We start from the raw sequence: 26,532 nt of genomic DNA, 5'->3' as shown, positions 1-26,532 counted from the left end.
GGTGCAGCTTGCGCCCGAACGGCCCGATGGCCGGGGCCGGTTCAGTGGTTCAGCATCCGGTCGGCGATCACCGCGGCCGAGGTGCGGTTGTCTACCCCCATCTTGTGGAACACCTGTTCAAGGTGCTTGTTCACCGTCCGCGCACTGAGTTCGAGGATCTCGGCGATATCGCGATTGGTCTTGCCGCGGGTCAGCCAGAACAGCACTTCGGCCTCGCGGTCGGTCAGCCCGAAGGACCCGGCAAGCCGCGCCTCGCAGCCGCCCTCCTGCTGGCGGCGGATGCGCACCATCGTCTCGCCCGGCCCCTGGCCCAGGTATTTCAGGATGTAGCCCTCGGCCTCGTAGGGCCGCGCGGCCGAGATCGGTTGTTCGACAAGTCCCGCAAGCCAGGCCGCAAGCCCCGCCGCGGCACGCCCCCGCGGCACAAGCGCCCGCCCGGCCTCGGTCTCGAGCAACCCCAGCGCACCCGGCGATCCCCAGGCAAGCCGCCCGTCCCGCGCGAAGGCCAGCACGCTTTGCCCGGCATGTTCCAGCGCCGAGCGCGCCGAGGCGATGGCGCGGGCATTCAGGACATGGGTGATGATCCGCGCGATCAGTTCATCCACCACCACGGGCTTGGTGATGTAATCGACACCGCCCGCCCCGAGCCCCTTCAGGATGTGCTCGGATTCGGTCAGTCCGGTCATGAAGATCACCGGTGCCGGTTCCGGGCTTGGCCCGCCTTTCAGGATGCGGCAGGTCTCGAACCCGTCCATTCCCGGCATCAGCGCGTCCAGCAAGATCACGTCGGGCCGCACCCGGCGGGCAAGTTCGATCCCCTCGATGCCGGATCGGGCGACAAGCACGGTCATGCCGTTCTCTTCCAGCGCCGACGAGATAAGCCCCAGCGTCTCGGGCGCGTCGTCGATCACCAGCGCGATCGACCGCGCGGGCAGCACGGGCGAGGGGGTCTCAGGCAGCATCGCGTGTCATCTCCTCAAGGAGGCGCTGGAGCCCGGCCATATCGAACTCGGCCAGCCGACCGCGCAGCCGCGCCAGTGCGTCCTCGTCCAGCGCGGCCGCAGCCTCCAGCGTGTCAAGCTCGCGCTGGAGACCGGCGGCATGGCCGATAGCCGCGAGGCTCTTGAGCCGGATCAGCGCCTCCGGGGCGGCCGGCGCCCGCCGCCCGGCGGCCGGGGCGGTCTCTGCGGCGAAGGGATCCTCGAACACGAGTTCGATCTTCATCAGGTCCGCGAACCGCACCAGCACATCCCGCAGCGAGTACGGCTTGACCACGAAGGCATCGTAAAGTCCCTTGCGGTCGGCCGGTGCCCGCGCTTCCAGCGCGTGGCCGGTGACCATCACGATTGGCGTCGCCCGGTGCTCGGCCCGGGTGCGCAGCCATTGCGCCAGTTGCCAGCCCCCCATTCCCGGCATGTCGATATCGAGCACGAAAAGATCGGGCACGCAGTCGTCAAGGACATCGAGCGCGGTCTCGGCATCGGGCACGGCCTGCACCAGGAACCCCATCGGCCTTAGCACGTTGTCCAGCAGCCGCAGGTGATCGAGATCGTCGTCCACCGCCATGATCGTCTTGCGGGGCCCCAGATATCCCTGCGCCTTGAGCCGTTCGGGGTCGGATGACGCGGCGCGGGGCTGGTCGGCCTCGGGTATGACCGAGGGCAGCATCAGCCGCACCCGGAAGGTCGATCCCTCGCCGGGGACGCTTTCGACGGTGATCTCGCCGCCCAGCATGTCCACCAGCAGCCGGGTGATCGTCAGCCCCAGCCCCGAGCCCGATCCACCTCTGGGCACAAGCCGTTCGAAGGGTTTCCATATGCGCTCGATCTGGTCCGGCGGGATGCCGATCCCGGTGTCGCTGACCTCGATCAGCGCCACCTCGTTGCGGTAGTGGACATGCAGCGAAACCGAGCCGCGCTCGGTATAGCTGATCGCGTTCGACAACAGGTTGATGATGATCTGGCGCAACCTTTTCTCGTCGAAATCGACCCATTCCGGCAAGTTGCCGCTGGTGCGGATGCCGAAATCGAGCCCCTTTTCGCGCGCGGGGCCCTCGAAGATCTCGGTGACATGGCGCAGCAGGATCGGCAGGTTGACCCGGTCGCGATAGATCTCCAGCCGCCCGGCCTCGATCTTCGAGATGTCAAGCAGGTGCTCGATCAGCCCTGCCAGATGCTCGGACCCCCGCCGGATCGCGCGGACCGCATCGCGCCGTCCCGCGGGGATGCCGGGGTCGATCTCGAGCAGTTGCGCGAAACCGTAGATCGAATTCAGCGGCGTGCGCAACTCGTGGCTGATTTCGGTCATGTAATGCGTCTTGGCGAGGTTCGCGGCCTCGGCCTTTTCCTTGGCTTGCTGCAGTTCGGCGTCGGTCCGCTCGTGCGCGCGGATCTCCCGGACCAGCCTCTGGGTCTGAAGATCGGCCTCGTCGCGCGCCTTCTGCCGGCTTTCCAGGGCCAGGATCTGGGTCCAGGCGATGACCCCGATCACCACCAGCGCGGTGCAAAAGATGACCGTCAGGATCGCGTCCAGATCAGCGCTTACGGAATGGGCCCGGATCAGCAGCAGCAACCCGCCGCAGAACGCGACAGGAACCGCCGTGCCGATCAGGAACAGCGAGAGGCGCGTCATCAGGGCACGCGCCACGGGGTCCGGCAATGCCGCATACAGGGCACCGACGACCATCGAGTCGAGCCGCGCATGCGGCTTGCAACTGTCGCGGCAGGAACTGTCGAGCGTGCAGCAGAGCGAACAGATGGGCCCTGCATAGAACGGGCAATGCGTCATGTCCTCGGGGTCGAAGCGGTATTCGCAGATGCTGCAGGCCTCGGTGGCACAGGCACCGGCGGCATGGGCGGCGGCGCCCTCTGGCGCGGGGCGCGCAATGTAGAAACGCCCCCCGGTGGCCCAGGCGATCAGCGGCGCCAGCGCAAAGGCCGTGGCAAGCGCCATGAAGGCCGACAGTGCCTGCGCCATCTCGCCCAGAAGGTTCATGTACGCCAGAAGGGAAAGGATCACCGCGACGATCATCGCCCCGATCCCGACCGGGTTCACGTCGAAGAGATGCGCCCGGCGAAACTCGATTCCCTTCGGGCTGAGGCCGAGCGGCTTGTTGATCACCAGATCGGCGGTCAGCGCGCCGATCCAGGCCAGCGCAACGTGAGAATAGAGGCCGAGAATCCGTTCCAGCGCCCCGAAGACGCCAAGCTCCATCAGCATCAGTGCGATGGCCACGTTGAACACCAGCCAGACAACGCGGCCCGGGTGGCTGTGGGTCAGCCGCGAGAAGAAATTCGACCAGGCCAGCGAGCCCGCATAGGCATTGGTCATGTTGATCTTGAGCTGGCTCAGGATCACGAAGCCACCCGTCAGCGCAAGCGCAAGGCCCGGCGAGGCGACGACATGTTCGAACGCGGCATGATACATCCGCGTCGGATCGTTCGCGTCCTTCGGGGACATGCCTGCGCCAAGGGCAAACGTGACCAGGAACGAGCCCGCCAGCATCTTGGCCACCCCCAGAACCGACCAGCCCGGCCCCGCGGCCAACAGCGTCGCCCACCAGCGCCTGCGATCGGCGGCAGTCTTCGGTTCCGGCAGGAAGCGCAGGAAATCGACCTGTTCGCCGATCTGCGCGATCAGGGACAGTACCACGCCCGAGGCCGCGCCGATCATCAGGATGGTGGCGCCCTCCTTGCCATGCAGGCCCGCGTGGCCGGTCCAGACCGAAAGATCCGTGCCCGCCCAGGCCAGCAGGACGAAGGGCATCAGGTGCAGCACCACCCAGGCCGGCTGCGTCCACATCTGGAACGCCGAGATCTTGGAGAACCCGTTTGCCACCAGCGGGATCACGACAAAGGCCGACAGCACGTAGCCGACCGTGACCGGGATTCCGAAACACAGCTCCAGCACGAAGGCAAGGATCGCCGCCTCAAGCGCGAAGAAGATGAAGGTGAAGCTGGCATAGATCAGCGAGGTCACGGTCGAGCCGATATAGCCGAACCCCGCCCCCCGGGTCAGCAGGTCGATATCGACCCCGTAGCGCGCAGCGTAATAGCTGATCGGCAGGCCCGTCAGGAACAGCAGGGCGCCCACCAGCATGATCGCGATGATGGCGGCGTCGAAACCGTAGGTCAGGGTGATCGCGCCGCCGATCGCCTCGAGCGCGAGAAACGAGATCGAGCCCAGCGCGGTATTGGCCACGCGGGCATGACTCCAGCGCCGGGCGCGCCGCGCGGTGAAGCGCAGCGCGAAATCCTCCATCGTCTCGTTGGCGACCCATCGGTTGTAGCTTCGGCGGCCGCCGGTCGCGCTGAACGGAACCTGCATGCACCCAACACCCATTCGTGGACCGCCCGTGCATGCCGCGCTGCGCGCCATGCCCGGCATTGGCCCAAGCCATTGTATAGCCGGTGATTTCGCAACCGGTTGCACTCGTCGCCGGTCGCCACCCACCTCAGGATGATAGGAGGAAAAACGCGCAATCGCATACGTCATTTGACGTATAAGGCTGCGCCACCTTTTCTGCGAGCCTTCCTGTCATGGACGAGGGACGACCCCTCGCCGTTCTCCCGAAAGCGGACCTGACCAGACAAGGAGGCGAGATGACCGATTTCACCAAACCCAGGCAACCGGCCGGCCCGAGCCGTCGGGCCGTGCTGGCTGGCGGCGCCGCGCTGACCGCGTCGCTGTTCACGCCCAAGGGGCTGCGCGCCCAGGATTTCCCGACCGCCGCGGTGAACACTACCGGGCTTGCCGTCACCGACGATACCGTGACAGTCGGAATCCTTCATTCGGTGACCGGCACCATGGCGATCTCGGAAACCGGGTCGGTTCAGGCCGAGAAGCTGGCGATCGAGCAGATCAACGCCCAGGGCGGCGTGCTTGGCCGCAAGATCCAGTTCATCCAGGAAGACGGCGCCTCGGACTGGCCGACCTTCGCCGAAAAGGCGCGCAAGCTGCTGGTCAACGACAAGGTGGCCTCGGTCATGGGATGCTGGACCTCGGCCAGCCGCAAGGCCGTGCTGCCGGTCTTCGAGCAGTACAACGGGATGCTCTACTACCCGACGCAGTACGAGGGCCTCGAACAGTCGCCCAACGTGATCTACACGGGGCAGGAGGCGACGCAGCAGATCATCGCGGGGCTTGACTGGGTGTCGCGCGACAAGGGCGCCGAGACGTTCTACCTGATCGGCTCGGACTACATCTGGCCGCGCACCTCGCACAAGATCGCGCGCAAGCACATCGAGAATTTCCTCGGCAAGAAGGTCGTGGGCGAAGAGTACTATCCGCTCGGCCACACGCAGTTCAATTCGGTCATCAACAAGATCAAGCTCAAGAAGCCCGACGTCATCTACGCGATCATCGTGGGCGGCTCGAACGTGGCGTTCTTCAAGCAGCTCAAGGCAGCCGGGATCGAGATGACCGAGGAAAAGCCGATCGTCCTGTCGATCTCGACCTCCGAGGACGAGATCCTCGGGGTCGGGGGCGAGAACGCCAACGGCATGTTCTTCAGCGCCAAGTACTTCCAGACGCTCGACAACCCGATAAACCAGAAATTCGTAAGCGACTTCAAGGCGATGTGGGGCCCGGAATCTGTGGTCGGCGAGGTGACGCACAACGCCTATATCGGCCCCTGGCTGTGGAAACTTGCGGTCGAAAAGGCCGGATCCTTCGACATCGACAAGGTGCGCGCCGCATCGCCCGGCCTGGAACTCGACACCCCGGCCGGCATGGTGCGCATTCACGAGAACCATCACCTCTGGTCGACGACCCGTGTCGGCCGCGCGCGCGATGACGGGCAGTTCGACGTGGTGTTCGAGACCGCCGACCTGGTCGAGCCCGATCCGTTCCCGGACGGCTACCAGTAAGCGGCACCCGCGCGGCCCGGCCGTCTTTGCGGCGACCGGGCCGGATCGGTCCATCCCACGTCCATCAGTCCCCGTTGAAGGAGGACCCTCCCCATGTTTGCCGACTATTCCATGGGCGAACTGACCGCGATCTTCGCGATGCAGGGTTTCGCTGGCCTCATCCTTTTTTCCATTTTCGTGCTGATGGCGCTTGGTCTGGCCATCATCTTCGGCCAGATGGGCGTCATCAACATGGCGCATGGCGAGTTCCTGATCCTCGGCGCCTACGTCACCTACATCACGTCCCATGTCTTTCAGGACGTGATGCCCGGCCTGTTCAGCATCTACTTCTTCGTCGCGATGATCCTGGCGTTCATCGCGTCGGGCGCGTTGGGCATGTTCGTGGAATGGGCGCTTATCCGCCATCTCTACAAGCGTCCCCTCGACACGTTGCTGGCGACATGGGGCCTCAGCCTGATCCTTCAGCAAGCCTACCGCTCGATCTTTGGCGCCCGCGAAGTGGGCGTGACCATCCCGGACTGGATGATGGGCTCGGTCTATCTGACCGACATGATCGAGGTGCCGATCAACGGCCTGTTCGTGATGGGCCTGACGGTGATCATCTTCGCTGCCGTCGGCGCCCTGATGTTCCGGTCCACCTGGGGCCGCAGCATGCGGGCGGTGGTGCAGAACCGCACGATGGCCGAAGGCGTGGGCATCGACTCCGAGAAAATCGACCGTCTGACATTCGGTCTTGGCTGCGGGATCGCCGGCGTCGCCGGATCGGCCTTCACGATGATCGGCTCGACCGGGCCGACGGCGGGCCAGCAATACATCGTCGATACCTTCCTTGTTGTGGTGTTCGGCGGCGCGGGCAGCCTGCTGGGTCTGGTCGCCTCGGCCTTCTCGATCAGCCAGGCCCAGTCGATCCTCGAATTCTTCCTCTCGGGGTCCATGGCCAAGGTTCTGACGCTGTTGGCCGTGGTGGGCATCCTGATGCTGCGCCCGCAGGGGCTCTTCACCCTGAAACTTCGCAAGTAGGGAGGTCCGACCGATGCTGATCGACCGCAAGAGCCGCTTCCTGACCCGCGAAGAGATGATCGGCTTTGCCATCCTCGCCGTGGTGATCTTCCTGGTGCTGCCGCTGGCGCTGGACACCTTCCGTCTGAACCTCTTCGGCAAGTACCTGACCTATGCCTTCGTCGCCGTGGGCCTGGTGCTGTGCTGGGGGGCGGGGGGCATCCTCAGCCTCGGACAGGGCGTCTTCTTCGGGCTCGGGGGCTATGGCATGGCCATGTTCCTCAAGCTCGAGGCCTCGACGCCCGAGGCGACCGCGATCCAGTCGACGCCGGGAATCCCCGATTTCATGGACTGGAACCAGCTGACCGCGCTGCCCTGGTGGTGGGAGCCGTTCCACTCGCTTGCCTTCACGATGATCGCCGTGGTGATCGTTCCCGTGGCCGTCGCCTTCATCATCGGGGTGGCGATGTTCCGCAGGCGCGTGGGGGGCGTCTATTTCGCGATCATCACCCAGGCCCTTGCCGCGATCCTGACGATCCTGATCATCGGCCAGCAGGGGTTCACCGGCGGGCTGAACGGCATCACAGACCTCCGGACCCTCAAGGGCTGGGACATCCGGTCCGACGAGGCCAAGGAAATCCTTTACTTCGTCAACGGCGCGCTGCTGTTCGCCTGCCTGTTCGTGGCGCAATACGTCCGCCGCTCGAAACTGGGCCGGCTGCTGATCGCGATGCGCGATCAGGAGGACCGGGTGCGCTTCTCGGGCTATGACGTGGCCAGCTTCAAGGTCTTCGTCTTCTGCCTGGGCGCAGCCTTTGCCGGGATCGGGGGGGCGATGTTCACCCTTCAGGTGGGTTTCATGTCGCCCACGCTGGTCGGCATCGTTCCGTCGATCGAGATGGTGATCTTCGCCGCGGTCGGTGGACGGCTGTCGATCATCGGCGCGGTCTACGGCACGCTTCTGGTCAACTGGGCCAAGACCACCTTTTCCGAGAGCTTTCCGGAACTCTGGCTGTTCGGTCTCGGCGCGCTGTTCATCGCCGTCGTCATGGCCTTCCCGAACGGGCTTGCCGGGCTCTGGTCCGAACAGATCATGCCGCGCCTGAGAAAGCGCACCGGGGGCGGCAACGGCGCACCCGCATCCCCCGCCCCCGTCGCTGGCCTTTCCGAGGTCCGCAAGGCCGCAGCCGAGTGAGGTGAGCCATGACCAACGTCAATCCCAATTTCGTGCTCATGGTCGAGGACCTCACCGTGTCCTTCGACGGGTTCAAGGCGGTCAACGGCCTCAGCTTCGAGGTCGAACCGAACGAGTGCCGGGTGATGATCGGGCCGAACGGCGCGGGCAAGACCACCGTTCTCGACCTGATCTGCGGGCGCACCCGCGCCACCTCGGGCTCGGTCAGGTTCAAGGGCAAGGAGCTGCTGACCATGCGCGAGGACCAGATCGTTCTGGCGGGCGTCGGTCGCAAGTTCCAGACCCCGTCCGTCTACGAGGATCTCAGCGTGTTCGAGAACCTCGAACTCAGCTATCCGCGCGGGCACAGCGTCTTCGGCTCGCTGTTCTTCCGCCGCGATGCAGAGGTGAAGACCCGGATCGCCGAGATCGCCGAGACGATCTTCCTGGCCGATCTGCTGGACGAAAAGGCGGCCTTTCTCAGCCATGGCCAGAAACAGTGGCTGGAAATCGGCATGCTGCTGATCCAGGACCCCGAGCTTCTGATGCTGGACGAGCCCGTGGCCGGCATGTCGGTGGCCGAGCGCAAGAAGACCGCCGAACTTCTGAACCGGATCATCGACCACCGCTCGGTGATCGTGATCGAGCACGACATGGGCTTCGTCGAGGACATCGCCACCCGCGTCACCGTCCTGCACCAGGGCCAGACATTGTCCGAGGGCTCGATGGAGCGGGTGAAGAACGATCCCAAGGTCATCGAAGTCTACCTGGGCCATTGAGGAGGGCGCGAGATGCTGAACGTCACCGACCTGCACGCCGCCTACGGGCAATCGGAAATCCTGCACGGCCTGCACCTGAACGTCGCGCCGGGCGAGATCGTGGCGATCATGGGCCGCAACGGCATGGGCAAGACCACGCTGATGAAGACCCTGATGGGGATCGTGCCCGCAACCGCCGGGACCGTCCGCGTGGGCGAGGCCGCGATCGGCGGGCTGAAACCGCACCAGCGGGTCGCCAACGGGGTGGCCTACGTGCCCCAGGGCCGGATGATCTTTTCGGCCATGACGGTGCAGGAAAACGTCGAGACCGGCCTGACAGTCACCGGCAAGAAGGAGGTGCCTGGCGACATCTACGAGCTTTTCCCGGTGCTGCTGGAGATGAAGGGCCGCCGCGGCGGCAACCTGTCCGGCGGCCAGCAGCAGCAACTGGCCATCGCCCGCGCACTGGCGTCCGACCCCAAGGTGCTGCTGCTGGATGAACCCACCGAGGGCATCCAGCCTTCGATCATCCGGGAGATGGCCCGCACGCTGCGCCGCATCCGCGACCAGCGCGGGCTGTCGATCGTCGTGTCGGAACAGGTGCTGAGCTTCGCGCTCGACGTGGCCGACCGTGTGATGGTGATCGAGAACGGCCGCTTCGTCCATGACAGCCCGCGCGACGGGATCGACGAGGCCAAGGTTTCGAAATTCCTGTCCGTTTGACCCTTAACCCTGGCAGCAAGAGAGGAACACGCCATGGCAGACACCCTGATCTCGGTGAACCTCAGCGACAGCCCGCATACGAACGAATGCGTGCATAACCGCTGGCACCCGGACATCCCGATCGCCGTCTGGGTCGAGCCCGGCGACGATTTCAGGATCGAGACCTATGACTGGACCGGCGGCCAGATCGCCAACAACGACGACGCCGCCGACGTGCGCGACGTTGAGCTGGAACAGGTGCACTACCTGTCCGGCCCCATCGGCGTGAAGGGCGCCAAGCCCGGCGACCTGCTGGTGGTGGAGATCCTGGACATCGGCGCCAAGGAGGAAATGCTCTGGGGATTCAACGGCTTCTTCTCCAGGAAGAACGGCGGCGGCTTTCTGACCGACCACTTCCCCGAGGCGCAGAAGTCGATCTGGGACTTCCACGGCATGTTCACCTCGTCGCGCCACGTGCCGGGGGTGAAGTATGCGGGCCTGATCCATCCGGGCCTGATCGGCTGTCTGCCCGACCGCAAGATGCTGGACATGTGGAACAGCCGCGAAAAGGCGCTGTTCGACACCGATCCGAACCGCGTGCCGCCCTTGGCCGCGCTGCCCAACACCCAGTCGGCCCACATGGGCAAGATGACGGGCGAGGCCCGCGACAAGGCCGCGGCCGAAGGGGCGCGGACCGTGCCGCCGCGTGAACATGGCGGGAACTGCGACATCAAGGACCTCAGCCGCGGCTGCAAGATCTACTTCCCCGTCTATGTCGACGGCGCGGGGCTTTCGATGGGGGATCTGCATTTCAGCCAGGGCGACGGCGAGATCACCTTCTGCGGCGCGATCGAGATGGCCGGCTGGCTGCACCTCAAGGTGGACCTCATCAAGGACGGCTGCGCGAAATACGGGATCAAGAACCCGATCTTCAAGCCGTCCCCCATCGCGCCGAAATACGACGACTACCTGATCTTCGAGGGGATCTCGGTCGACGAGCAGGGCAAGCAGCATTACCTGGACGTCCACATCGCCTATCGCCAGGCCTGCCTCAACGCCATCGAATACCTCAAGAAGTTCGGCTATACCGGCGCGCAGGCCTACGCGATCCTCGGCACCGCGCCGGTGCAGGGGCACATCTCGGGGGTGGTGGACATCCCCAACGCCTGCGCCACGCTCTGGCTGCCGACCGACATCTTCGAGTTCGACGTCATGCCGGGCAGCGCGGGGCCGACGAAATACCTCGACGGGTCCGTCGACGTGCCGCTCGCGCCCGATCTCTGAGACAGACCGGGGCCGCGGCATGTGCCGCGGTCCCCTTCCCACGGGAGAGACCCATGCCCCACTACGACTATTTCTGCGAGGAATGCGGCCCCTTCACCGGGTTCGCCGCCATGGCCGATTACGACAAGCCCGCCCCCTGCCCCGCCTGCGGCGCCGCCGCCCGGCGCGCGCTGTTCACGCCACCCAGGCTGGCCATCGTCGGCGCCTCGGTGCGCAAGGCGCACGAGACCAACGAACGCGCAAGCCACGAACCGAAACGATCAGGCCACGGGCCGGGCTGCGGCTGCTGTTCGGGCGGGGCGAAGAAGAAATCCGGCACTCTGCACCGGCCCGACGGGTCGAAAAGCTTTCCGGGCAAGCGGCCCTGGATGATCTCGCACTAGGCCCCCACCTGCCTGCCCGGGATTAACCCCGAAGAAACCGTATTCGCGAGATACTTGAGCATATCGGTCAAGCCACGCGACCGGCAGGGAAGCGGGACGGGTCACAGATGGCGACGCTCTATCTTTGGCAGAGGGCCGACATCACGTCCTTCGGCCCCGACGTATTTTCGGACACGCAGGATGCCAACGGGGGTGCTGTCGGCAACTCGTCCTTCACCATCGCCCCGGGGGCATCGGCGGTGCCGGTCGAGGTGACCGACAACGAGGCGTTCTTCAACAACAGCGATACCTCGAGCCAGGTGCTGACGGGCGCAACCGTCTTCAACGGCACGTCCTTCGCGGCGAACACGGCGATCAAGCCCGAATATGCCTATGTCGTCCGCCCCGCCGGGTCGACCGATCCTGGCGAACGGATCACCGTCTACGGCGTGAAGATCGGCAACCATATCGAGGGCGTCGCCTCGGACGGGCCGCTGGTTCCCGGCGTGAGTTACGAGGTAATCCTGATCTCCGGCAACTCCCCCGCGGCCGCCTATTCGGGTCTTTACGTCTGCTTCGCCGAGGGCACGCGCATCCTGACCGAGACCGGTGGGCAGACGGTCGAAAACCTGCGCCCCGGCTGCCGTCTGGCAACCGCCGATCACGGGCTTCAGCCCCTGCGCTGGATCGTCGGGCGACGCGTGATCGCGCAGGGCCCGGCCGCCCCGGTGGTGTTCGCCCCGGACGAGCAAGGCGGCAAGCGGCTCATGGTGTCGCAACAGCACCGCATGGTCGAGACCTGCAAGGGGCAGGAGATCCTGGTGGCGGCCAAGGCCCTTGTCGGGCGGCCCGGCGTCACGATCCAGTCCGGCGGGACAGTCGCCTATTACCATCTTCTGATGGATCGCCACGAAATCCTGTTCGCCGAGGGGAGGCGTGCCGAAAGCTTCAATCCCGGCGCCGAGGCGTGGAAAAACCTGGCGCCCGCCACCCGCGCGGATCTCCAGACGCTTTGTCCGCGGCTGGCGTCGGGACCGTTCGACATGGCTCGCCCGGTACTTGGCCCGAACGCCTGGCGCCGACAGATGGGGCTCGGCCCGCTGTGCCCCGGCGTCCAGGACATGCGGACATCGGCGTATGAGTCCGTCGCGGTCTGCGGACCATGAGAACCCGACCTGCGCGCCCGCACACGCGGCGCAGCGCAATGCGCAACCGCTCCATCTCCGGGGCCGCCGAACCCCGCGCCAGCAGCTTGGCGCCGTTCGCGCAAGATACCCGGCAGGGTCAACGCCACAACCCTGCACGCGCAACAGGCCGCCCGCTTTCGGGGTGGCGCCGCGTCAGAGGCCAGAGGCAAGTTCCCTCAGCCCGACTTCAAGCACCCCCCGGACATGGGGCGCAAAGCTGCGCCAGACAGCCAGTGTGAACGCAACCTCACCCTCGCGCACCAGCACCGCCGAGATGCCATCAAAGGCGGTGCGGCAGCCGGTACCGGGCACCAGTCTCCGCAGGTCGCGGGCGATGCCGATGGACAGCAACTCCATCGCGCGCGGCCCCTCGATGCGGAAGGTGATCTCGCGGTCGGTGATCTCGACCAGCGCGTGCGGCAGATCGGCGGGCAGATCGGGCGTGTCGCCCGGGGCGGCGTCGATCTGCCATTCGTCGGGGCCTAGACAGAGCGCGCGGCGCCCCTTGCCCTCGGCAATCCCCCCCACCCTTTCCGGCAGCGCGACGCCAAGGCCTTTCGCAGCGGCCTTGCGGTTCGCGGGGCGCAGGCGCAGCGAGAAGCGGGCAGCGGGGGGCAGTTCCGTGAGGGTGACGCCCGCTTCGGCAAGGGGGGGAAGATGCACGGTCATGCGGGGACCTCCTCGCCTTTCAGTCGCGCGCCCTCGGGGTCGTAGAAGGTGACGCCCGTCACCCGGACGGCGTGCGTCTTGCCGGGCATCGGGACATGGAGCGTCTCGCCCATCCGGCCGTGGCCACCCTCGACAAGGGCCAGCGCGATGGACCGGCCCAGCGCCCCGGAGCGGTAGGACGATGTGACGTGGCCGATCATCCTCATCGGCACCGGCTGGCGCGGGTCGGCGACGATCTGGGCGCCTTCCTCCAGCACGACGTCAGGGTCCTCGGTCAGCAGGCCCACCAGTTGCTTGCGGCCCGGCGCCACGATGTCGGGGCGCACCAGCGACCGCTTGCCCACGAAGTCGGGCTTGGCCTTGCCGATGGCCCAGGAGAGCCCCGCATCCTGCGGCGTCACCGTGCCGTCGGTGTCCTGGCCGACGATGATGAAGCCCTTCTCCGCACGCAGAAGGTGCATCGCCTCGGTGCCGTAGGCGGCGATGCCGTGCGCCTGCCCGGCCTGCCACAGCGTTTCCCAGAGCGCGCGGCCGTGGCGGGCGGGGACGTTGACCTCGAAGCCCAGCTCGCCCGTGAACGACACCCGGAAGAGCCGCGCGGGGAAGCCCGCGACTGTGCATTCCGCGACCGACATGTGCGGGAAGGCGGCCTCGGACAGATCGAGCCCCTGGACGAAGGGGGCCAGCAGCGCGCGCGCCTTCGGCCCCTGCACGGCGACCACGGCCCATTGCTCGGAGGTGGAGGTGAGCCAGACGTCGAGATCGGGCCATTCGGTCTGGAGGTAATCCTCCATCACGCTCAGCACCCGCGCCGCGCCGCCCGTCGTCGTGGTGACGTGGAAGCGGTCGGGCGCCAGCCGCCCGATCACCCCGTCGTCGCGGATGAAGCCGTCCTCGCCCAGCAGCAGGCCATAGCGGCAGCGGCCCACGCCCAGCTTGGCCCAGGGGTTGGTGTACATCCGTTCCAGGAAGGTCACGGCGTCGGGGCCCACGACCTCGATCTTGCCGAGCGTCGAGGCGTCGAACATCCCGACGCCCGTCCGCACCGCCCGGCATTCGCGGGCGACGGCGGCGTCCATGTCCTCGCCCGGACGGGGGAAGTAGCGCGCGCGGCGCCACAGCGCGACGGGTTCGAATACGGCGCCCTGCGCCTCGGCCCAGGGGTCGATGGGGGTCTTGCGCGTGACCTCGAAATGGCCGTCGCGGCGATAACCCGCCAGCGCGCCGAAACTGGTCGGCGTGTAGGGGGGCCGGAAGGTGGTCAGGCCCACCTCGGGCGCGGGGCGGTCGAGCGCGTCGGCGGCGATCATCAGCCCGTTGATGTTGGAGAGCTTGCCCTGGTCGGTCGCCATGCCGGTGGTGGTGTACCGCTTGACATGCTCGATCGAGCGCATCCCCTCGCGCACGGCAAGCCGGATGTCCTTGGCGGTGACGTCGTTCTGGAAATCGACGAAGGCCTTGGCGCGGCCGGGGTCGGCGTCTGTGGGCAGTTCCCTGACCACGAGGCCTGTGCCGGGGCGGTCGCCCTGAACGGCGAAGGTGCCCGGGGCGGTTGCGCGCCCGATGGCCGCGGCGGCCTCGGCCCCGGCCTTGGCGCCGTCCTCCAGCGCCGCGGCAACGCCCCAGAGCCCGCGCCCCGCGCCCGCGATCTGGCAAGCCTCGGTCTTGCGGTCGGGCAGGAAGGCGCCGCTGGCCTCGTCCCAGGCGAGCGTGCCGCGGGTGTGCGAGAAGAGATGCAGCGAGGGCGTCCAGCCGCCGCACATCAGAAGCGCGTCGCAGGGGACGATCCGGCCCGGCCCCACGCGGCCGTCCGCCACGGGGTTGACCCGCACGCCCGAGACGCGCAGCCGCCCGCGCGTGTCGGTGACGGTGTGGCCGGTCAGACCCTCGATGCCCAGCGCGGCGGCGCGTGCGGTCAGCGCCCCATCGACGCCGGGGCGCAGATCGACGATGGCGGCGATGCGCACCCCGGCCGCGGCCAGGTCGAAGGCGGTGTGCCAGGCGCTGTCGTGGGTGGTGACGACCACGGCGCGCCGCCCGACGCGGACGCCGAAGCGATGCAGGAACGTCTGGGCCGCGCCCGAAAGCATCACGCCGGGCCGGTCGTTGCCGTCGAAGACCAGCGGTTTCTCGATGGCGCCCTGGGCCAGCACCACCTGCCCGGCGCGGACCCGCCAGAGCCGCTCGCGCGGGGCATCGGCGGGGGGATCGGCCAGGTGGTCGGTCAGCCGCTGGCAGAGGCCGACCATGTTCTGGTGGTAATAGCCGATGGCCGTGGTCCGCGGCATCAGCCGCACGTTGGGCATCGCCCCGAGTTCGGCCAGCGCGGCGGCAAGCCAGTCCCACGCGGGCTGGCCGTCGATCACGAGGTGCGGCTCGGACAGCAGCGTGCCGCCGATCTCGGCCTGTTCGTCCACCAGCACCACCTCGGCGCCCGTGCGCGCCGCGGCCAGCGCGGCAGCCAGACCGGCGGGACCGCCACCCACCACCAGCACGTCGCAATGCAGGTTGCGGCTGGCGTAGAGGTCGGGGTCGGGGTCGGTGGGCGCGCGGCCCAGCCCCGCGGCGCGGCGGATCAGCGGCTCATAGACCCTGTCCCAGAAGCTGCGGGGCCACATGAAGGTCTTGTAGTAGAACCCGGCCGAAAACAGCATGTAGAGGCCGTCGTTGATGGCGCCCACGTCGAAGGCCAGCGCGGGCCAGCGGTTCTGGCTTTCGGCGGCGAGGCTTTCGTGGATTTCCTGCATCGTGGCGCGGGTGTTGGGCTCGGCCCGGCCGCGCCCGCGCGCGGTGCGGATCAGCGCGTTCGGTTCCTCGGACCCGGCGGTGACCGCGCCGCGGGGGCGGTGGTACTTGAAGCTGCGGCCCATCAGGTGGATGCCGTTGGCCAAGAGCGCCGAGGCCACGGTGTCGCCCGCCCGCCCCTCGACCACGCGGCCGTCGAAGGTGAAGCGCACGGGGCGCGCGTGGTCGATGCGGCCCTTGCCGGGGATGCGGAAGGCGGTCATCGGGCGGCCCCCGTCGATGCGGAAAGGTCGGGGCGCGGTTCGCCCGCCCGGTAGGTCGTGACGAACCTGTCGGACACGGTGTCGCGCACCGCGTTGAAGAAGCGGCCGCAGCCGTGGACGTGGCGCCAGCGTTCGTAATGCGTGCCGCGCGGGTTCGAGCGGATGAAGAGGAAGTCGCGCCACTCCTCGTCCGACAGCGCCATTGGGTCTGCGGGCCGCGCGATATGCGCCTCGCCGGCATAGGCGAATTCGGCCTCGGGCAGCGTTTCGTCGCAATAGGGGCAGTGTATCAGCAGCATCTTTGACCTCAGTGTGCGACAGCGGCGGCGGCCGCCTCGTCGATCAGCCGGCCGGTGGTGAAGCGCTCCAGCGTGAAGGGCGCGTTGATCGGGTGGGGCTCGTCCTTCGCCACGGTCCAGGCCAGCAGGTGCCCCGCGCCGGGCGTCGCCTTGAAGCCGCCGGTGCCCCAGCCGCAGTTGACGTAGAGCCCCTTGACGGGGAGCTTGCCGAGGATGGGCGAGCGGTCCGGCGTCACGTCGACGATGCCGCCCCATTTGCGCAGCATCCGCATCCGGCGGAACATCGGGAACACCTCGCAGATCGCCGCGACCGTGTGTTCGATCAGGGGCAGGCCACCCCGCTGGGAATAGCTCACGTATTGGTCGGTGCCCGAGCCGATCACCAGTTCGCCCTTGTCGGACTGGCTGATGTAGGCATGCACCGTGTTCGACATCACCACGCAGGGGAAGCAGGGCTTGACCGGTTCGCTGACCAGCGCCTGAAGCGGATAGCTTTCCAGCGGCATCCGCAGGCCCGCCGATTGCAGCACGACCGAGGTGCTGCCCGCCGCCGAGACGGCGACCTTCTTCGCGCGGATGAAGCCCTTCGCCGTCTCCACCCCGGTCACCGCGCCGTCGGGGCCGCGGCGGATCGCCGTCACCGGGCAGTTCTGGATGATGTCGACGCCGCGCGCCGCGGCGCCGCGGGCATAGCCCCAGGCGACCGCATCGTGCCGCGCGGTCCCTGCGCGCCGCTGAAGCGCGGCCCCCACCACCGGAAAGCGGCGGCGGGCGGTGATGTCGAGCGGCGGGCAGAATGCCTTGGCCTCGGCCGGCGTCAGCCAGCAATTGTCCACCCCGTTCAGCCGGTTGGAGTGGATGTGCCGCTGAAAACTCTGCTCGTCATGGACGCTGTGGGCCAGCATCATCACTCCGCGCCGGGAATACATGACGTTGTAGTTCAGCTCCTGGCTGAGATTGTCCCACAGGTCGAGCGCGTGGTCGTAGAGCCGCGCGCTTTCGTCGTAGAGGTAGTTCGACCGGATGATCGTCGTGTTGCGCCCCGTGTTGCCGCCGCCGAGCCAGCCCTTGTCGATCACCGCGACATTGGTGATGCCGTGCTGGCTGGCCAGGTAATAGGCCGCGCCAAGGCCATGCCCGCCCGCGCCCACGATCACCACGTCGTATTCCGCCTTTGGCTGGGATTCGGGCCATTGCGCGGGCCAGTCCTTGTGCCCGGAGAGGGCATTTTTCAGAAGCGAGCGGGCAGAGAAATGCGTCATCGGGGCACTCGGGCGGGCTGCGGTCGGAAACAGTATCGCGCGGAATTCTGTGGCGCGCCTGTATCAGTGCGTCAGGTACGTGGTAGGATTGCGCCAATCGCCAGACCGCCGGAGGCCCACCCCATGCCCCGTTCCGAGACCCCCCGCCTGCGCATCGGTTTTCTGCTCGCACCGCGCTTCACGCTGTGTGCGTTTGCCAATTTCGTCGACGTGCTGCGGCTGGCGGCCGACGAGGGCGACCGGTCGAGGCCGATCCTGTGCCGCTGGCGCGTGCTGTCGCCGACGATGGAACCGGTCGGATCCTCGTGCGGGGTGCGGATCGCGCCCGACGAGCGGCCCGGCGACCCCGGCCGGTTCGACTACATCGTGGTGGTGGGCGGGCTGATCGACGAGATCGAGAAGCTGCACCCGGACAGCGTGCGGTTTCTGCGACGCGCCGCCGCAGCGGGGGTGCCGCTGGTCGGCGTGTGCACCGGCACCTTCATCCTGCACCGGGCCGGGCTGATGACCGGCTACCGCGCCTGCGTGAGCTGGTTCCACCACGACGACTTCCTGACCGAGTTCGCGGGACTGAACCCGATCTCGGACCGTATCTTCGTGGTCGACCGCAACCGGCTGTCCTGTTCGGGCGGGGTCTCGTCGGCGCATCTGGCCGCGTTCCTGGTGGATCGGCACATCGGCGCGGCCGCCGCGCGCAAGAGCCTGGCGATCATGATCATCGACGAGGCGATGGAGGCCGACCGGCCACAGCCGGGCCTGCCGCTGGACCTGACGACCGCCGACCCGGTGGTGAAGCGCGCGCTGCTGTTGATGCAGCAGACGATGCAGGCACCGCTGACGGTGGCACGCCTGGCCGAGCGGCTGCAGGTGAGCCGGCGCAAGCTGGAACGGCATTTCCAGGACGCTCTGGGCCTGTCTCCGCGCGCGGTCGGGCGCAAGGTGCGACTGGCCCAGGCCCGACACCTGTTGCAACGCACCAACCGGACAATCAGCGACATCGCCGCCGAGACAGGCTTTTGCGATGCCAGCCACCTGATCCGCGCGTTCCGGGAAGAATTCGGCCAGACGCCCGAGGCCTGGCGGACGACGGTCATCCCCGATGAGTGACGCCGTCCCCCCGCCGACCTGCCGTGACATGGCCGGGCACTCCATCGAACACCTCAGCCTCGATTTCGGCGCAGGTTTCATCGACCGCCACTGCCGGTTCAGGAACGCGAGTTTCCGAGGGCGTCACGCGCCTGCGCCACGATGCTGGCGACCGTCAGGCCGAAATGCGCGTAAAGCACCTCGGCCCGGGCGGAGGCACCGAAGCCCTGCATGCCGATGAAGCGATCGCCCGGACGCAGCCATCTCTCCCAGCCGAAGGACAGCGCGGCCTCGATGGCGATGCGCGACGCGTCGCCCAGCACGCTGGCGCAATACGCCTCGGCCTCTGCCGCGAAAAGCTCCCGGCAGGGCATCGAGACGACCGCCGCGCGCAGACCCTGATCGGCGAGTGCGCGCTCTGCGCGTATCGCAAGACCGACTTCGGTGCCCGTGGCGATCAGCGCAAGGTCCCGGGCACCGTCCGGCTCGGACAGGACATGGGCGCCGCGCCTGGTCAGGTTCTCGCCGGTTTCGCGGCGGACCTGTTCGGCGGGCTGTTTCGACAGAGCCAGCAGGCTCGGCCCGTCGCGGGCTTCCAGCGCGATGGCCCAGGCCTCGGCGGTCTCGACCGCGTCGGCGGGGCGGAACACCCGAATGTTCGGCATCGCGCGGAAACTGGCGAGGATCTCGACCGGCTGATGCGTCGGGCCGTTCGAGCCCACCCCGATGCCGTCATGGCTGAAGACGAAGAGCGCGGGCAGGCCCATCAGCGCGGCCATCCGCATCGCCGGGCGCTCGTAATCCGCGAAGGGCGAGACTCGTGTCCGCAAGAGTGCGGCTGCAAGATGAACGGGTCCGGCGCCGAGCCGGACCCGCGGTTTTCGATATCGGGCGGGGGGCGCGCGCGCGGCTCAGCGGCGCCGACGCAGGGCGGTGATGTCGCCCAGACCCGTCAGCAGCGGCACCGCGCCCGCCGGAAGCGTCACCGGCGCGCCATTGGCAAAACCGGTGAAGGCGCCGAGCAGGAATTCCATGCGATCGTCGGTGAAGCCCATGTCGAGAACCTCGGGCGCGGTGCCGCTACCGAAGTCGAACACCGCCGCCGGGGCGCCGATCGTGATCGCGATGAAGGCCGCCGCCGGGGCCAGCGGACCCGACGCAAAGGCGGTGTCGACGCTCGACAGGTCGTCGAAGTCGGGAACATAGTCGAAGCTACCCGCGCCAAGGCTCGTCTCGCCCGCGGTGACGACGCCCAGCGAAGCCCCGTGACCGGCACCCGGCGCCGCCAGTGCCGCGACCAGCGCGGCGGTTTTCAGAAGGTTGGTCATGGTTCTTTCCCCAGACCTGGGACAGCCCGACCGTTTCGAGCCGCCTGATTGCACCCCGTGGTCAGGCAAGCATGTCCGGCGTGCCGAAGACGAGGCCCAGATCCTGTTCAGTCAGGCCCGCGCCGATCACGTAGATCAGGTCGCCGTCCGGCCCGACCTGCAGGATCAGCGAGGACGCGGTCTCGCGCACCGTCACCGCGTCCGAGCCGAGCAGGATCGAGTCGACGCCAACCTCGAAATCGGTGATCAGGTCGCGCTCGCGCCGGCCATTCGCCAGCTCGTCGGCGAACCAGAACACGTCAGCCCCGGCGCCGCCCGCGAGACGGTCGTAGGTGCCGCCCATCGACAGGATCAGATCGTCCGCGGCGGTGCCCGACAGCAGGTCGCCGCCCGCGGTGCCGGTGACCTCGTTCAGGAGCGGCCCGGTCAGATCGACGATTGCCACATCGTCGAAGCGCGCCCCCGCAGCGCCCCAGGCATAGAGCCCCGCGGCGCCGCCATCGAGGTCGCGGTCCTCGATCGCGTAGGCGAACAGCTCTTGGCCATCGAGCCAGACCTGCATGAAGCCGTCCACCGTCTCGGCCCGCAGGTGGAAGCTGTCGCCCGGCGTATAGGTGGTCAGGACCCGGCCGATATGGCTCTCATAGCCTTCGACCACCTTGACCAGCGTGGTCAGGCCCACCCGCGCGTCGATCTCGAACTTATAGTAAGTTTCCGCATCCTGCCAGTTCAGCATGAAGCCGACGCCGCCCGCGCCCGGCACCGCGATCTGCGCCTCGATCGCATAGTCGGTCAGCGCGGTGTCGCCCTCCCAGAGCGCGTATGTGCCCTTGTGCAGTGCGAAGACGCCGTCGCCATGGGGCGACCAGCCGGTGGCCCAGACATCGGGGTTCGACGCCCCGGCCCAGGTCAGTTCGCGCGACGCGGCGCCCGAAAGTTCGGTCAGCGCACCGTCGATCACCTGCCAGTCGGCCGGGCCGCCGGTCTCGGTGGTGTCGACGATCCGCCAGCCCGCGGCATCGCCGTCCTCGAACCGGTCGGCGGCGATCAGGCGGTCGCCGGTCATCACGTCGACGACCTGCACCGCCGTATCCTCGCCCGCGGTCAGCGTGTGGCGGGTGCGGCCCGCCACGGCCTCGATCTCGACGCGGGTCTCGTCGCCGCCGTTCCAGCCGGTGGCCCCGACCGACAGGGCCGCGTCCAGTGTCACGATCTCGCGCCCGTCGCCGTCGAAATCGACGACCATGATCCGCGGGCCGACCACCGCCTCGGCCGCGGGCACACGCACCACGATATCGTCGAAGATCGTGCCGTCCTGGCCCGAGGAATAGAGCCCGACCGTGCCCGCACCCAGCGGCGCGGCATCGGTCACGGCGCCACCGAACAGCAGCACGCCGTCAAGGCCCACGGCGATCTCGCCGCCCTCGGCGCGCAGACGCAGGTCGACCTCGTCGTAGAAGCGGTAGCCGCCGGTTTCCGAGGCCAGCACGGTCTGGACCCCGCCCTGAACCTTGATCAGCTGGCGCAGGTTGGTCTGGCTGTCGAGCGTCAGAAGATAGTGGTTCTGCGCGTCGGCATAGCGGAAGACCACGCCCATCGTGTCGTTGTCCAGCGACTTCAGCGTGACGTCCATCACCAGATCGCCCCAGGCGCCGTCCTGCCACAGCAGCAGGTTGTCGGCCCCGTTCGACTGGTCGAACAGCGCCCCTTGGGGCGCGGCCAGGCCATCGCTGCCGGGGCGCGACAGCGCCGAGCCCTTGACGAAGAACGGAGTGCCGGTCTCGGTGCCGAAGGTGACCTCTTCCAGCCCCGCGGTGCCGAAGTCGGTTCCCGCCAGCGTGCCGTCGAAGCCGAACTGCACCGCGGCCGCGTCCGGCGCCGCGTCGAACGGGCCGTCGCCGTCCACACCGCCTAGCGCGGCGATCTCGGCGGCATCCAGCGCCCGGCCCGCGAAGGCGAAGGCGGCGGCATGGACCTCGGCGGTCTCACCATCCTCGTCCGAGAACAGCAGGAAGCCCCGGTCACCGTCGATGGTCCACCGCGATCCATCGGAGATGTCCGCATCCACCGTCTGGGTGCCGACCAGCGTGCCGTCGACATATTTGCGCAGCACCTGCGCACCGCCCTCGACCGAGAAGGTGAAGGCCAGCCGGGTCCAGCCACCATAGGTCACGGCACCGTCGTAGTCGCCCATCGTGCCGATGGCGCCGGTCCCGTCGCCCGCGTTACGCAGGAACAACTCGGCATCCGACGTGTTGCCGGTGTCGGTCTGGAAAAGCGCGGCCCAGGTGCCCTGCCCGTCCTCGACGTAAAGATCGAAGACCAGGGTATAGTCGGTCACAGGGCCCGAAACCGTGGGCGTGACCTTCAGCCCGCGGGTGTCGGCCAGCGCCGGGACACGCAGCACGCCGGTGCCGGTGACCCCTGCCCCGTCCAGGTCGATCCGGGGGGCGGCAAGGGTCGTCTCGTAGTCGGCGCCGGTTTCCGAGCCGCCGTTGAAATCGTCCCATTCGTCGGGATCAGCCACCGCGATGATGCCGGTGCCCAGCGTGAAGTTCGCCCGGTCCTGCCCGTCGGCCGAGGTCCAGAACTCGGGCGTGGTGAAGGACCAGCCGCGCCATTCGTCGGCGCCCTGCGGCACGCTGGCGGGGGTGTCGACGGTCCAGCCCGCCGGGGCGTCATGGGTCCAGCCCGGCACCGCGATGGATTCGTTCACCGCCGGGGTGAGGGTCAGGCCCTCGAAATCCTCGTCGATCAGCAGGCTACCGTCCGGCCCGGTCAGGGTGACGTTGTCGATCGCCCAGAACCAGTCGTTCCCGGCCTCGCTCATCCGGAAGAACACCTCGACCGAGGCGGCGGCGTCGGGGACCAGGAAGGACAGCTCCACATGCTCGTTCTGGTTCGAGCCGTCATCGGTGGTGGTATCGCTGTCCAGCCGCAGCAGTTCGGCCGGGGCCGCCCCGTCGATCGAGACGAGGACCTGCGCGGTCTGGCTGTCCTCGGGGCGCCAGTGGCTGTCGAAGGCCAGCGTATAGGTGCCCTGCGTCAGCCCCGCCGCCGAGGGCAGGGCGAAGCCCAGGTCGGTGCCGACCGAGGTCACGCCTTCCAGCGCGGCGGCCGGGGGCACCCAGCCCGCGGCATCGCCATCGTCGAAGGTCTCGGCCAGATGGGTGTTCGCGTCGGTGACGATCACCCGCAGGTCGTCGCGGCTGGTCACGCCATCGGGCGCGGTCACGGTCAGCACCAGATCGTTGACGCCCGGCGGCGGGGCAACCGTCGCGGTCGCGCCCGTGGCGATCACGGTGCCCGCGGCGTCGGTCCAGGTATAGGTCAACTCCTCGCCCCGGGGATTTGACGTGCGCGCGGCGTCCAGCGTCACCGGGTCCGCGGTCACGATGTCGTCGCCCGCATCCGCGATGGCCTCGGCCTCGCGGGCGCCCAGATCGACGCCGGTATAGGTTTCCTCGTGCCCGGCATAGGGGCCTTGCAGGCCGTCGCGGATCAGCTCGTCCGAGCCGCGCGAACCCGAGAAGTATTCATCGAACTCGGTGAAATAGGTCTCGGTGTAGAAGGCGTTGTTGGCCGGGTCGACGGTCACCAGACGGATCGCGCCGTTGCCGCCATTGCCGCCCGCGGCGGGATCGCCCGCGCCGTTGGTCTCGTTCGCGACGCCGTTCTGGTAGTTGACCAGGAACTGGTACACCGCGTTGCCGAAATCGTTGTAGGACACCTGCGTCTGCGCACCGTCGCCGAAGATGTGGCCGCCCGCAGTGAAGACCACGTTGGGATGGCGCGACAGCACCTCGCGCCACAGCGTCTCGGCATCCCAGGCGCCCCGGGGGTCGTTGCCAAGGCCGTAGTCGTAGCCCGCGCCCTCGTCCTGCAGCGGGGCGCCCAGCGCGTCGTGGCGGCCGTCCCAGTTCATCATCGAATGGGTCAGGACCATCGCCTTGCGGTCGCCGTGCTGGGTCAGCACGTCATCGGCCCAGCGCATCACGTCGTCGCGCGGCCCGAATTCGAGGTTGAGGATGATCCACCCGGTCCCGTCGGGCGCGGTCCACAGGTGATAATTGTTGTCGTAGCGGCCGGGTTCCTGGTCATAGACGCCGCCGAAGGTCGGATCGCCGGACATGTAGACGGTCGAGAAGGCGGCGTTGTATTCGTCGGTCTCGCGAACGTCCGACGACCCGCCGGTGCCAATGTCGTGGTTGCCCGGCAGAACCGAGAACGGGATGCCCGCGTCACGCAGGACGTCCATCGCCGCCAGCGCGATATCGAACTGGCCGGTGGTGGCGGTCTGCGTGATGTCGCCCACATGGGTGACGAAGCCGATGTTCTTGCCGTCCGCGTTGTCGGCCAGCCACTGGGTCATGTGCGCGAAGGTGGGCGTGATCGACCCGTTTGATGTGTAATCCTGCGTGTCGGGCAGGATCGCGATGGTATAGGCGCCCTCGCCGGCAACGCGGACGCGCACGTTGTCGGCCAGCGCGGTGCCGTCGGCGGCTGTGGCCGAGATCACCAGATCGGAAAAACCCAGCGCGCCGAAGTCGACGCTCAGCGTTGTGCCGTCGATCCGGGCGGCGGCCACCTCGCCGTGCGACGTGGTGACGGCAAAGGCCGTGGCGCCCGCGCCGAACACCTGGGCCAGGTCGAACGTCATCGCGGCCGCGCCCTCGGCCACCAGCATGTCCTTGATCGGGTTGGCGATCCCCGCCTCCTCGGCCGGCAGGGTGTCGGTCAGCGAGACCCCGGCGAAGCCGAATTCGACCGTGGGCACATAGCCAGTAAAGCCGATCTGCGCCGACAGGCCATCATCGGCGAACGGCCCCGCGGCATCGGCCGAGCCCAGCGCCGCGACCGCACCCGCATCCAGCACCGCTGCGCTGACGCCGAAATGGGACAGATAGCCCTTGGCAGTCTCGCCGTCGTTCTCGGTCAGGATCAGGAAGCCGGTGTCGCTGTTCAGCGCGAAGCGGTCCGAGTTCACGGATTGCGTATCGATCAGCGTGCCGTCGATGTATTTCGACAGGAGCGCGGTGCCGTCGCCCTGGTCGGCGACGGTGATCGCCACCCGCGCCCAGGCGTCCTGGGGCAGAGCACCGTCATAATCGCCACCGATGCCGATCGCGCGGTCCGAGGCGCGGGCAAAGAATTCGCCATCGCCCGATTGCGTGACGTCGGTCTGAAGGAAGGCGAACCAGCCCGACTCCATCGCGCCCACGCGCACGTCCCAGACCATGGTGTAGCTCGTCACCGTGCCCAGCCCCGCGGGCAGGTCGAGCCGCAGTCCCTCGTCGCGGGCATAGGCGGGGAAGGCCAGCACCGGGATATCGGCCCCGCCCGGCCCCTCGATCCCGATTTGTGAGGCAAGGGCCACGGTGCTGTCGCCAAAGACCACCGGCGTGCGGAAGCCCGCGCCATCGAGGATCACCTCGGCTGTGCCATAGGTCGGCACCACGTCCTCGTTGGCAAAGTCGACCTGCACCGCCCCCTCCGAGGGTTGCACCGGGAAGAAGCCCGCGGCGTCGGGGCTGGCATAGGCGCCAAGGATCGCGGCAACCTCGGGTGCGCTGGGCACCTCGTCGGTGAAGAAGATCGACGAGACAAAGACCGGCGCGGTCTCGCCGTCGTTGTCGGTGAACAGCCGCAGCCCGACCTCGGGCACCGCCCAGCGGTCGGTCGCGCCGAGGTTCTGTTCGCCCACCAGCGCGCCGTTCACGAATTTGCGCAGGATCGTCTCGCCGCCCTCGACGGTGAAGGTGGCCACGAGGCGCACCCAGGTGTCGAAGGGCACCGCGCCCTCGTAAACGCTCGAGATGCCGAGCCCCGCGGTCCCGTCACCGTTGTCGCGCAGGAACAGCTCGCCGTCGCCGGTGCCGGTCTGAAGCAGTGAGACATAACTGCCGGCGGGCTGCGGAACATAGAGGTCAAAGCCGATGGCCCAGTCCGTGGCCGCCCCGACCTTCAGCGTCAGCGCACGGTCAACGCCGAAGGCCGGCAGCGCCAGCACATCCGTGTCGATGCCGCCGATGGCCGGCACGCCGAAGGCGCTGGCCTTGCCCAGAAAGACGTCTCCCAGATCGCGCGTCATGGTAACCCCCGTTCCCATCGGTCCGTTCTGGACCTGATCCCGTCCGTGCCCCGACTCGGGGTGGCTCGCGCTATTGATGGGGCGGTCCGGTATCGTTCCTGTGACAGCATTGGCCGGGCCGCCTGTCATCGGTGCCGGGCCTTGATGATGTGCACGTGGCGATAACTCCCGGCGAAGTTCTGCGCCGCGATGCCGGCGCAGCCCCGGGGCACGTGGGGTGCGCGCGACCCGGCGGCCTGCGGGCGATGCGCCATGCTGCTCGCGTTCCCGATCCCCGTCCTTGCCGCGGTCCGCCGCGATTGCATCGCCTCGTGGGGGGACTTCACCGTCGGCTGCGCCGACTGGCTGGCGCCCGAGCCGCAGGCCGTGCTCGACTGGTGCCGCCGGGCGATGCCGGTCCGCGCCTGATCAGGCCCCCGCCGGGGCTCAGGGCAGGGCCAGGATCACATGGCTCGA

At 67.9% G+C, this 26,532-nt stretch carries 19 protein-coding genes; 10 read left to right on the top strand and 9 right to left on the bottom strand.

The features are described 5' to 3' along the window. Positions 1-41: 41 nt before the first annotated feature. Positions 42-962: a response regulator transcription factor gene (locus tag EV655_RS13475; protein ID WP_132545715.1), complete on the bottom strand. Its 921-nt coding sequence runs from the start codon at positions 960-962 to the stop codon at positions 42-44. Beyond that, positions 952-4,326 carry a hybrid sensor histidine kinase/response regulator gene (locus EV655_RS13470; protein ID WP_132545713.1) on the bottom strand — a complete coding sequence of 1,125 codons (3,375 nt, stop codon included), beginning with the start codon at positions 4,324-4,326 and terminating at the stop codon, positions 952-954. Before EV655_RS13470 ends, EV655_RS13475 begins: the two co-directional genes overlap by 11 nt. A gap of 275 nt (positions 4,327-4,601) precedes the next feature. Between EV655_RS13470 and urtA the strand changes: the two genes are divergently transcribed. The 8 genes from urtA to EV655_RS13430 all read left to right on the top strand — a co-directional run bounded on the left by urtA (position 4,602) and on the right by EV655_RS13430 (position 12,312). Beyond that, positions 4,602-5,867: an urea ABC transporter substrate-binding protein gene (gene urtA / locus EV655_RS13465; RefSeq protein ID WP_132545711.1), complete on the top strand. Its 1,266-nt coding sequence runs from the start codon at positions 4,602-4,604 to the stop codon at positions 5,865-5,867. A gap of 93 nt (positions 5,868-5,960) precedes the next feature. Continuing rightward, positions 5,961-6,887 (top strand): urea ABC transporter permease subunit UrtB, encoded by a 927-nt coding sequence (gene urtB / locus EV655_RS13460; RefSeq protein ID WP_132545709.1) that lies wholly within the window; start codon positions 5,961-5,963, stop codon positions 6,885-6,887. A 13-nt stretch (positions 6,888-6,900) separates the two neighbouring features. After that, entirely contained in the window at positions 6,901-8,061 is a 1,161-nt protein-coding gene (gene urtC / locus EV655_RS13455) for an urea ABC transporter permease subunit UrtC (RefSeq protein WP_132545707.1), read from the top strand. 8 nt (positions 8,062-8,069) lie between these two features. Further along, a complete protein-coding gene (urtD, locus tag EV655_RS13450) occupies positions 8,070-8,819 on the top strand; it encodes an urea ABC transporter ATP-binding protein UrtD (RefSeq protein WP_132545705.1) in 750 nt (249 codons plus the stop codon). 12 nt (positions 8,820-8,831) lie between these two features. Then, complete coding sequence (urtE, locus tag EV655_RS13445) at positions 8,832-9,521, top strand: urea ABC transporter ATP-binding subunit UrtE (protein ID WP_132545703.1); 690 nt, start codon at positions 8,832-8,834, stop codon at positions 9,519-9,521. Positions 9,522-9,554: 33 nt separating this feature from the next. Further along, positions 9,555-10,784 (top strand): formamidase, encoded by a 1,230-nt coding sequence (gene fmdA / locus EV655_RS13440; RefSeq protein ID WP_132545701.1) that lies wholly within the window; start codon positions 9,555-9,557, stop codon positions 10,782-10,784. A gap of 53 nt (positions 10,785-10,837) precedes the next feature. Continuing rightward, positions 10,838-11,167, top strand: coding sequence for an FmdB family zinc ribbon protein (locus tag EV655_RS13435; RefSeq protein WP_132545699.1), 330 nt, complete (start codon positions 10,838-10,840; stop codon positions 11,165-11,167). A 107-nt stretch (positions 11,168-11,274) separates the two neighbouring features. Beyond that, positions 11,275-12,312: a Hint domain-containing protein gene (locus EV655_RS13430; RefSeq protein WP_132545697.1), complete on the top strand. Its 1,038-nt coding sequence runs from the start codon at positions 11,275-11,277 to the stop codon at positions 12,310-12,312. 174 nt (positions 12,313-12,486) lie between these two features. On the opposite strand, the gene EV655_RS13425 is transcribed toward EV655_RS13430, so the two are convergent. The 4 genes from EV655_RS13425 to EV655_RS13410 are packed head-to-tail and all read right to left on the bottom strand — an operon-like array spanning position 12,487 to position 17,571. Next, positions 12,487-13,002: a sarcosine oxidase subunit gamma gene (locus tag EV655_RS13425; protein ID WP_132545695.1), complete on the bottom strand. Its 516-nt coding sequence runs from the start codon at positions 13,000-13,002 to the stop codon at positions 12,487-12,489. Beyond that, a complete protein-coding gene (locus EV655_RS13420; RefSeq protein ID WP_132545693.1) occupies positions 12,999-16,010 on the bottom strand; it encodes a sarcosine oxidase subunit alpha family protein in 3,012 nt (1,003 codons plus the stop codon). The genes EV655_RS13425 and EV655_RS13420 overlap by 4 nt, the downstream gene beginning before the upstream one ends. Beyond that, positions 16,007-16,309 carry a sarcosine oxidase subunit delta gene (locus EV655_RS13415; RefSeq protein WP_132545691.1) on the bottom strand — a complete coding sequence of 101 codons (303 nt, stop codon included), beginning with the start codon at positions 16,307-16,309 and terminating at the stop codon, positions 16,007-16,009. The genes EV655_RS13420 and EV655_RS13415 overlap by 4 nt, the downstream gene beginning before the upstream one ends. A gap of 8 nt (positions 16,310-16,317) precedes the next feature. Further along, on the bottom strand, positions 16,318-17,571 hold the full coding sequence (locus tag EV655_RS13410; RefSeq protein WP_132545689.1) for a sarcosine oxidase subunit beta family protein: 1,254 nt from the start codon (positions 17,569-17,571) through the stop codon (positions 16,318-16,320). Between the two features lie 123 nt (positions 17,572-17,694). Here EV655_RS13410 and EV655_RS13405 point away from each other — a divergent pair, with 123 nt between their 5' ends. Then, positions 17,695-18,678 (top strand): GlxA family transcriptional regulator, encoded by a 984-nt coding sequence (locus EV655_RS13405; RefSeq protein ID WP_132545688.1) that lies wholly within the window; start codon positions 17,695-17,697, stop codon positions 18,676-18,678. 98 nt (positions 18,679-18,776) lie between these two features. Here the strand turns inward: EV655_RS13405 and EV655_RS13400 are convergent, their stop codons facing one another. The 3 genes from EV655_RS13400 to EV655_RS13390 form a co-directional block, all read right to left on the bottom strand. Continuing rightward, positions 18,777-19,487: a transketolase-like TK C-terminal-containing protein gene (locus EV655_RS13400; RefSeq protein WP_243645081.1), complete on the bottom strand. Its 711-nt coding sequence runs from the start codon at positions 19,485-19,487 to the stop codon at positions 18,777-18,779. A gap of 81 nt (positions 19,488-19,568) precedes the next feature. After that, positions 19,569-19,985 carry a hypothetical protein gene (locus EV655_RS13395; RefSeq protein ID WP_132545686.1) on the bottom strand — a complete coding sequence of 139 codons (417 nt, stop codon included), beginning with the start codon at positions 19,983-19,985 and terminating at the stop codon, positions 19,569-19,571. A gap of 61 nt (positions 19,986-20,046) precedes the next feature. Then, a complete protein-coding gene (locus EV655_RS13390; protein WP_132545684.1) occupies positions 20,047-26,076 on the bottom strand; it encodes a metallophosphoesterase in 6,030 nt (2,009 codons plus the stop codon). Positions 26,077-26,328: 252 nt separating this feature from the next. Here EV655_RS13390 and EV655_RS13385 point away from each other — a divergent pair, with 252 nt between their 5' ends. Next, positions 26,329-26,484: a DUF2478 domain-containing protein gene (locus EV655_RS13385; RefSeq protein WP_165905354.1), complete on the top strand. Its 156-nt coding sequence runs from the start codon at positions 26,329-26,331 to the stop codon at positions 26,482-26,484. The last annotated feature ends 48 nt before the right edge of the window (positions 26,485-26,532 follow it).

The sequence above is a fragment of the Rhodovulum euryhalinum genome, assembly GCF_004342445.1.
Classification (GTDB): domain Bacteria; phylum Pseudomonadota; class Alphaproteobacteria; order Rhodobacterales; family Rhodobacteraceae; genus Rhodovulum; species Rhodovulum euryhalinum.
The sequence above is the reverse complement of the archived record's forward strand: the minus strand, read 5'-3'. Positions and strand labels throughout refer to the sequence as shown.

What these genes read in the sequence shown, in the direction of transcription:
- EV655_RS13395 (WP_132545686.1), bottom strand. Translation starts at nt 19,985, where the DNA reads ATGACCAACCTTCTGAAAACCGCCGCGCTGGTCGCGGCACTGGCGGCG.
- EV655_RS13430 (WP_132545697.1), top strand. Translation starts at nt 11,275, where the DNA reads ATGGCGACGCTCTATCTTTGGCAGAGGGCCGACATCACGTCCTTCGGC.
- EV655_RS13390 (WP_132545684.1), bottom strand. Translation starts at nt 26,076, where the DNA reads ATGACGCGCGATCTGGGAGACGTCTTTCTGGGCAAGGCCAGCGCCTTC.
- EV655_RS13420 (WP_132545693.1), bottom strand. Translation starts at nt 16,010, where the DNA reads ATGACCGCCTTCCGCATCCCCGGCAAGGGCCGCATCGACCACGCGCGC.
- EV655_RS13415 (WP_132545691.1), bottom strand. Translation starts at nt 16,309, where the DNA reads ATGCTGCTGATACACTGCCCCTATTGCGACGAAACGCTGCCCGAGGCC.
- EV655_RS13470 (WP_132545713.1), bottom strand. Translation starts at nt 4,326, where the DNA reads ATGCAGGTTCCGTTCAGCGCGACCGGCGGCCGCCGAAGCTACAACCGA.
- urtE (WP_132545703.1), top strand. Translation starts at nt 8,832, where the DNA reads ATGCTGAACGTCACCGACCTGCACGCCGCCTACGGGCAATCGGAAATC.
- EV655_RS13435 (WP_132545699.1), top strand. Translation starts at nt 10,838, where the DNA reads ATGCCCCACTACGACTATTTCTGCGAGGAATGCGGCCCCTTCACCGGG.
- urtD (WP_132545705.1), top strand. Translation starts at nt 8,070, where the DNA reads ATGACCAACGTCAATCCCAATTTCGTGCTCATGGTCGAGGACCTCACC.
- EV655_RS13475 (WP_132545715.1), bottom strand. Translation starts at nt 962, where the DNA reads ATGCTGCCTGAGACCCCCTCGCCCGTGCTGCCCGCGCGGTCGATCGCG.
- urtA (WP_132545711.1), top strand. Translation starts at nt 4,602, where the DNA reads ATGACCGATTTCACCAAACCCAGGCAACCGGCCGGCCCGAGCCGTCGG.
- EV655_RS13405 (WP_132545688.1), top strand. Translation starts at nt 17,695, where the DNA reads ATGCCCCGTTCCGAGACCCCCCGCCTGCGCATCGGTTTTCTGCTCGCA.
- fmdA (WP_132545701.1), top strand. Translation starts at nt 9,555, where the DNA reads ATGGCAGACACCCTGATCTCGGTGAACCTCAGCGACAGCCCGCATACG.
- EV655_RS13425 (WP_132545695.1), bottom strand. Translation starts at nt 13,002, where the DNA reads ATGACCGTGCATCTTCCCCCCCTTGCCGAAGCGGGCGTCACCCTCACG.
- EV655_RS13410 (WP_132545689.1), bottom strand. Translation starts at nt 17,571, where the DNA reads ATGACGCATTTCTCTGCCCGCTCGCTTCTGAAAAATGCCCTCTCCGGG.
- urtC (WP_132545707.1), top strand. Translation starts at nt 6,901, where the DNA reads ATGCTGATCGACCGCAAGAGCCGCTTCCTGACCCGCGAAGAGATGATC.
- EV655_RS13385 (WP_165905354.1), top strand. Translation starts at nt 26,329, where the DNA reads ATGCTGCTCGCGTTCCCGATCCCCGTCCTTGCCGCGGTCCGCCGCGAT.
- urtB (WP_132545709.1), top strand. Translation starts at nt 5,961, where the DNA reads ATGTTTGCCGACTATTCCATGGGCGAACTGACCGCGATCTTCGCGATG.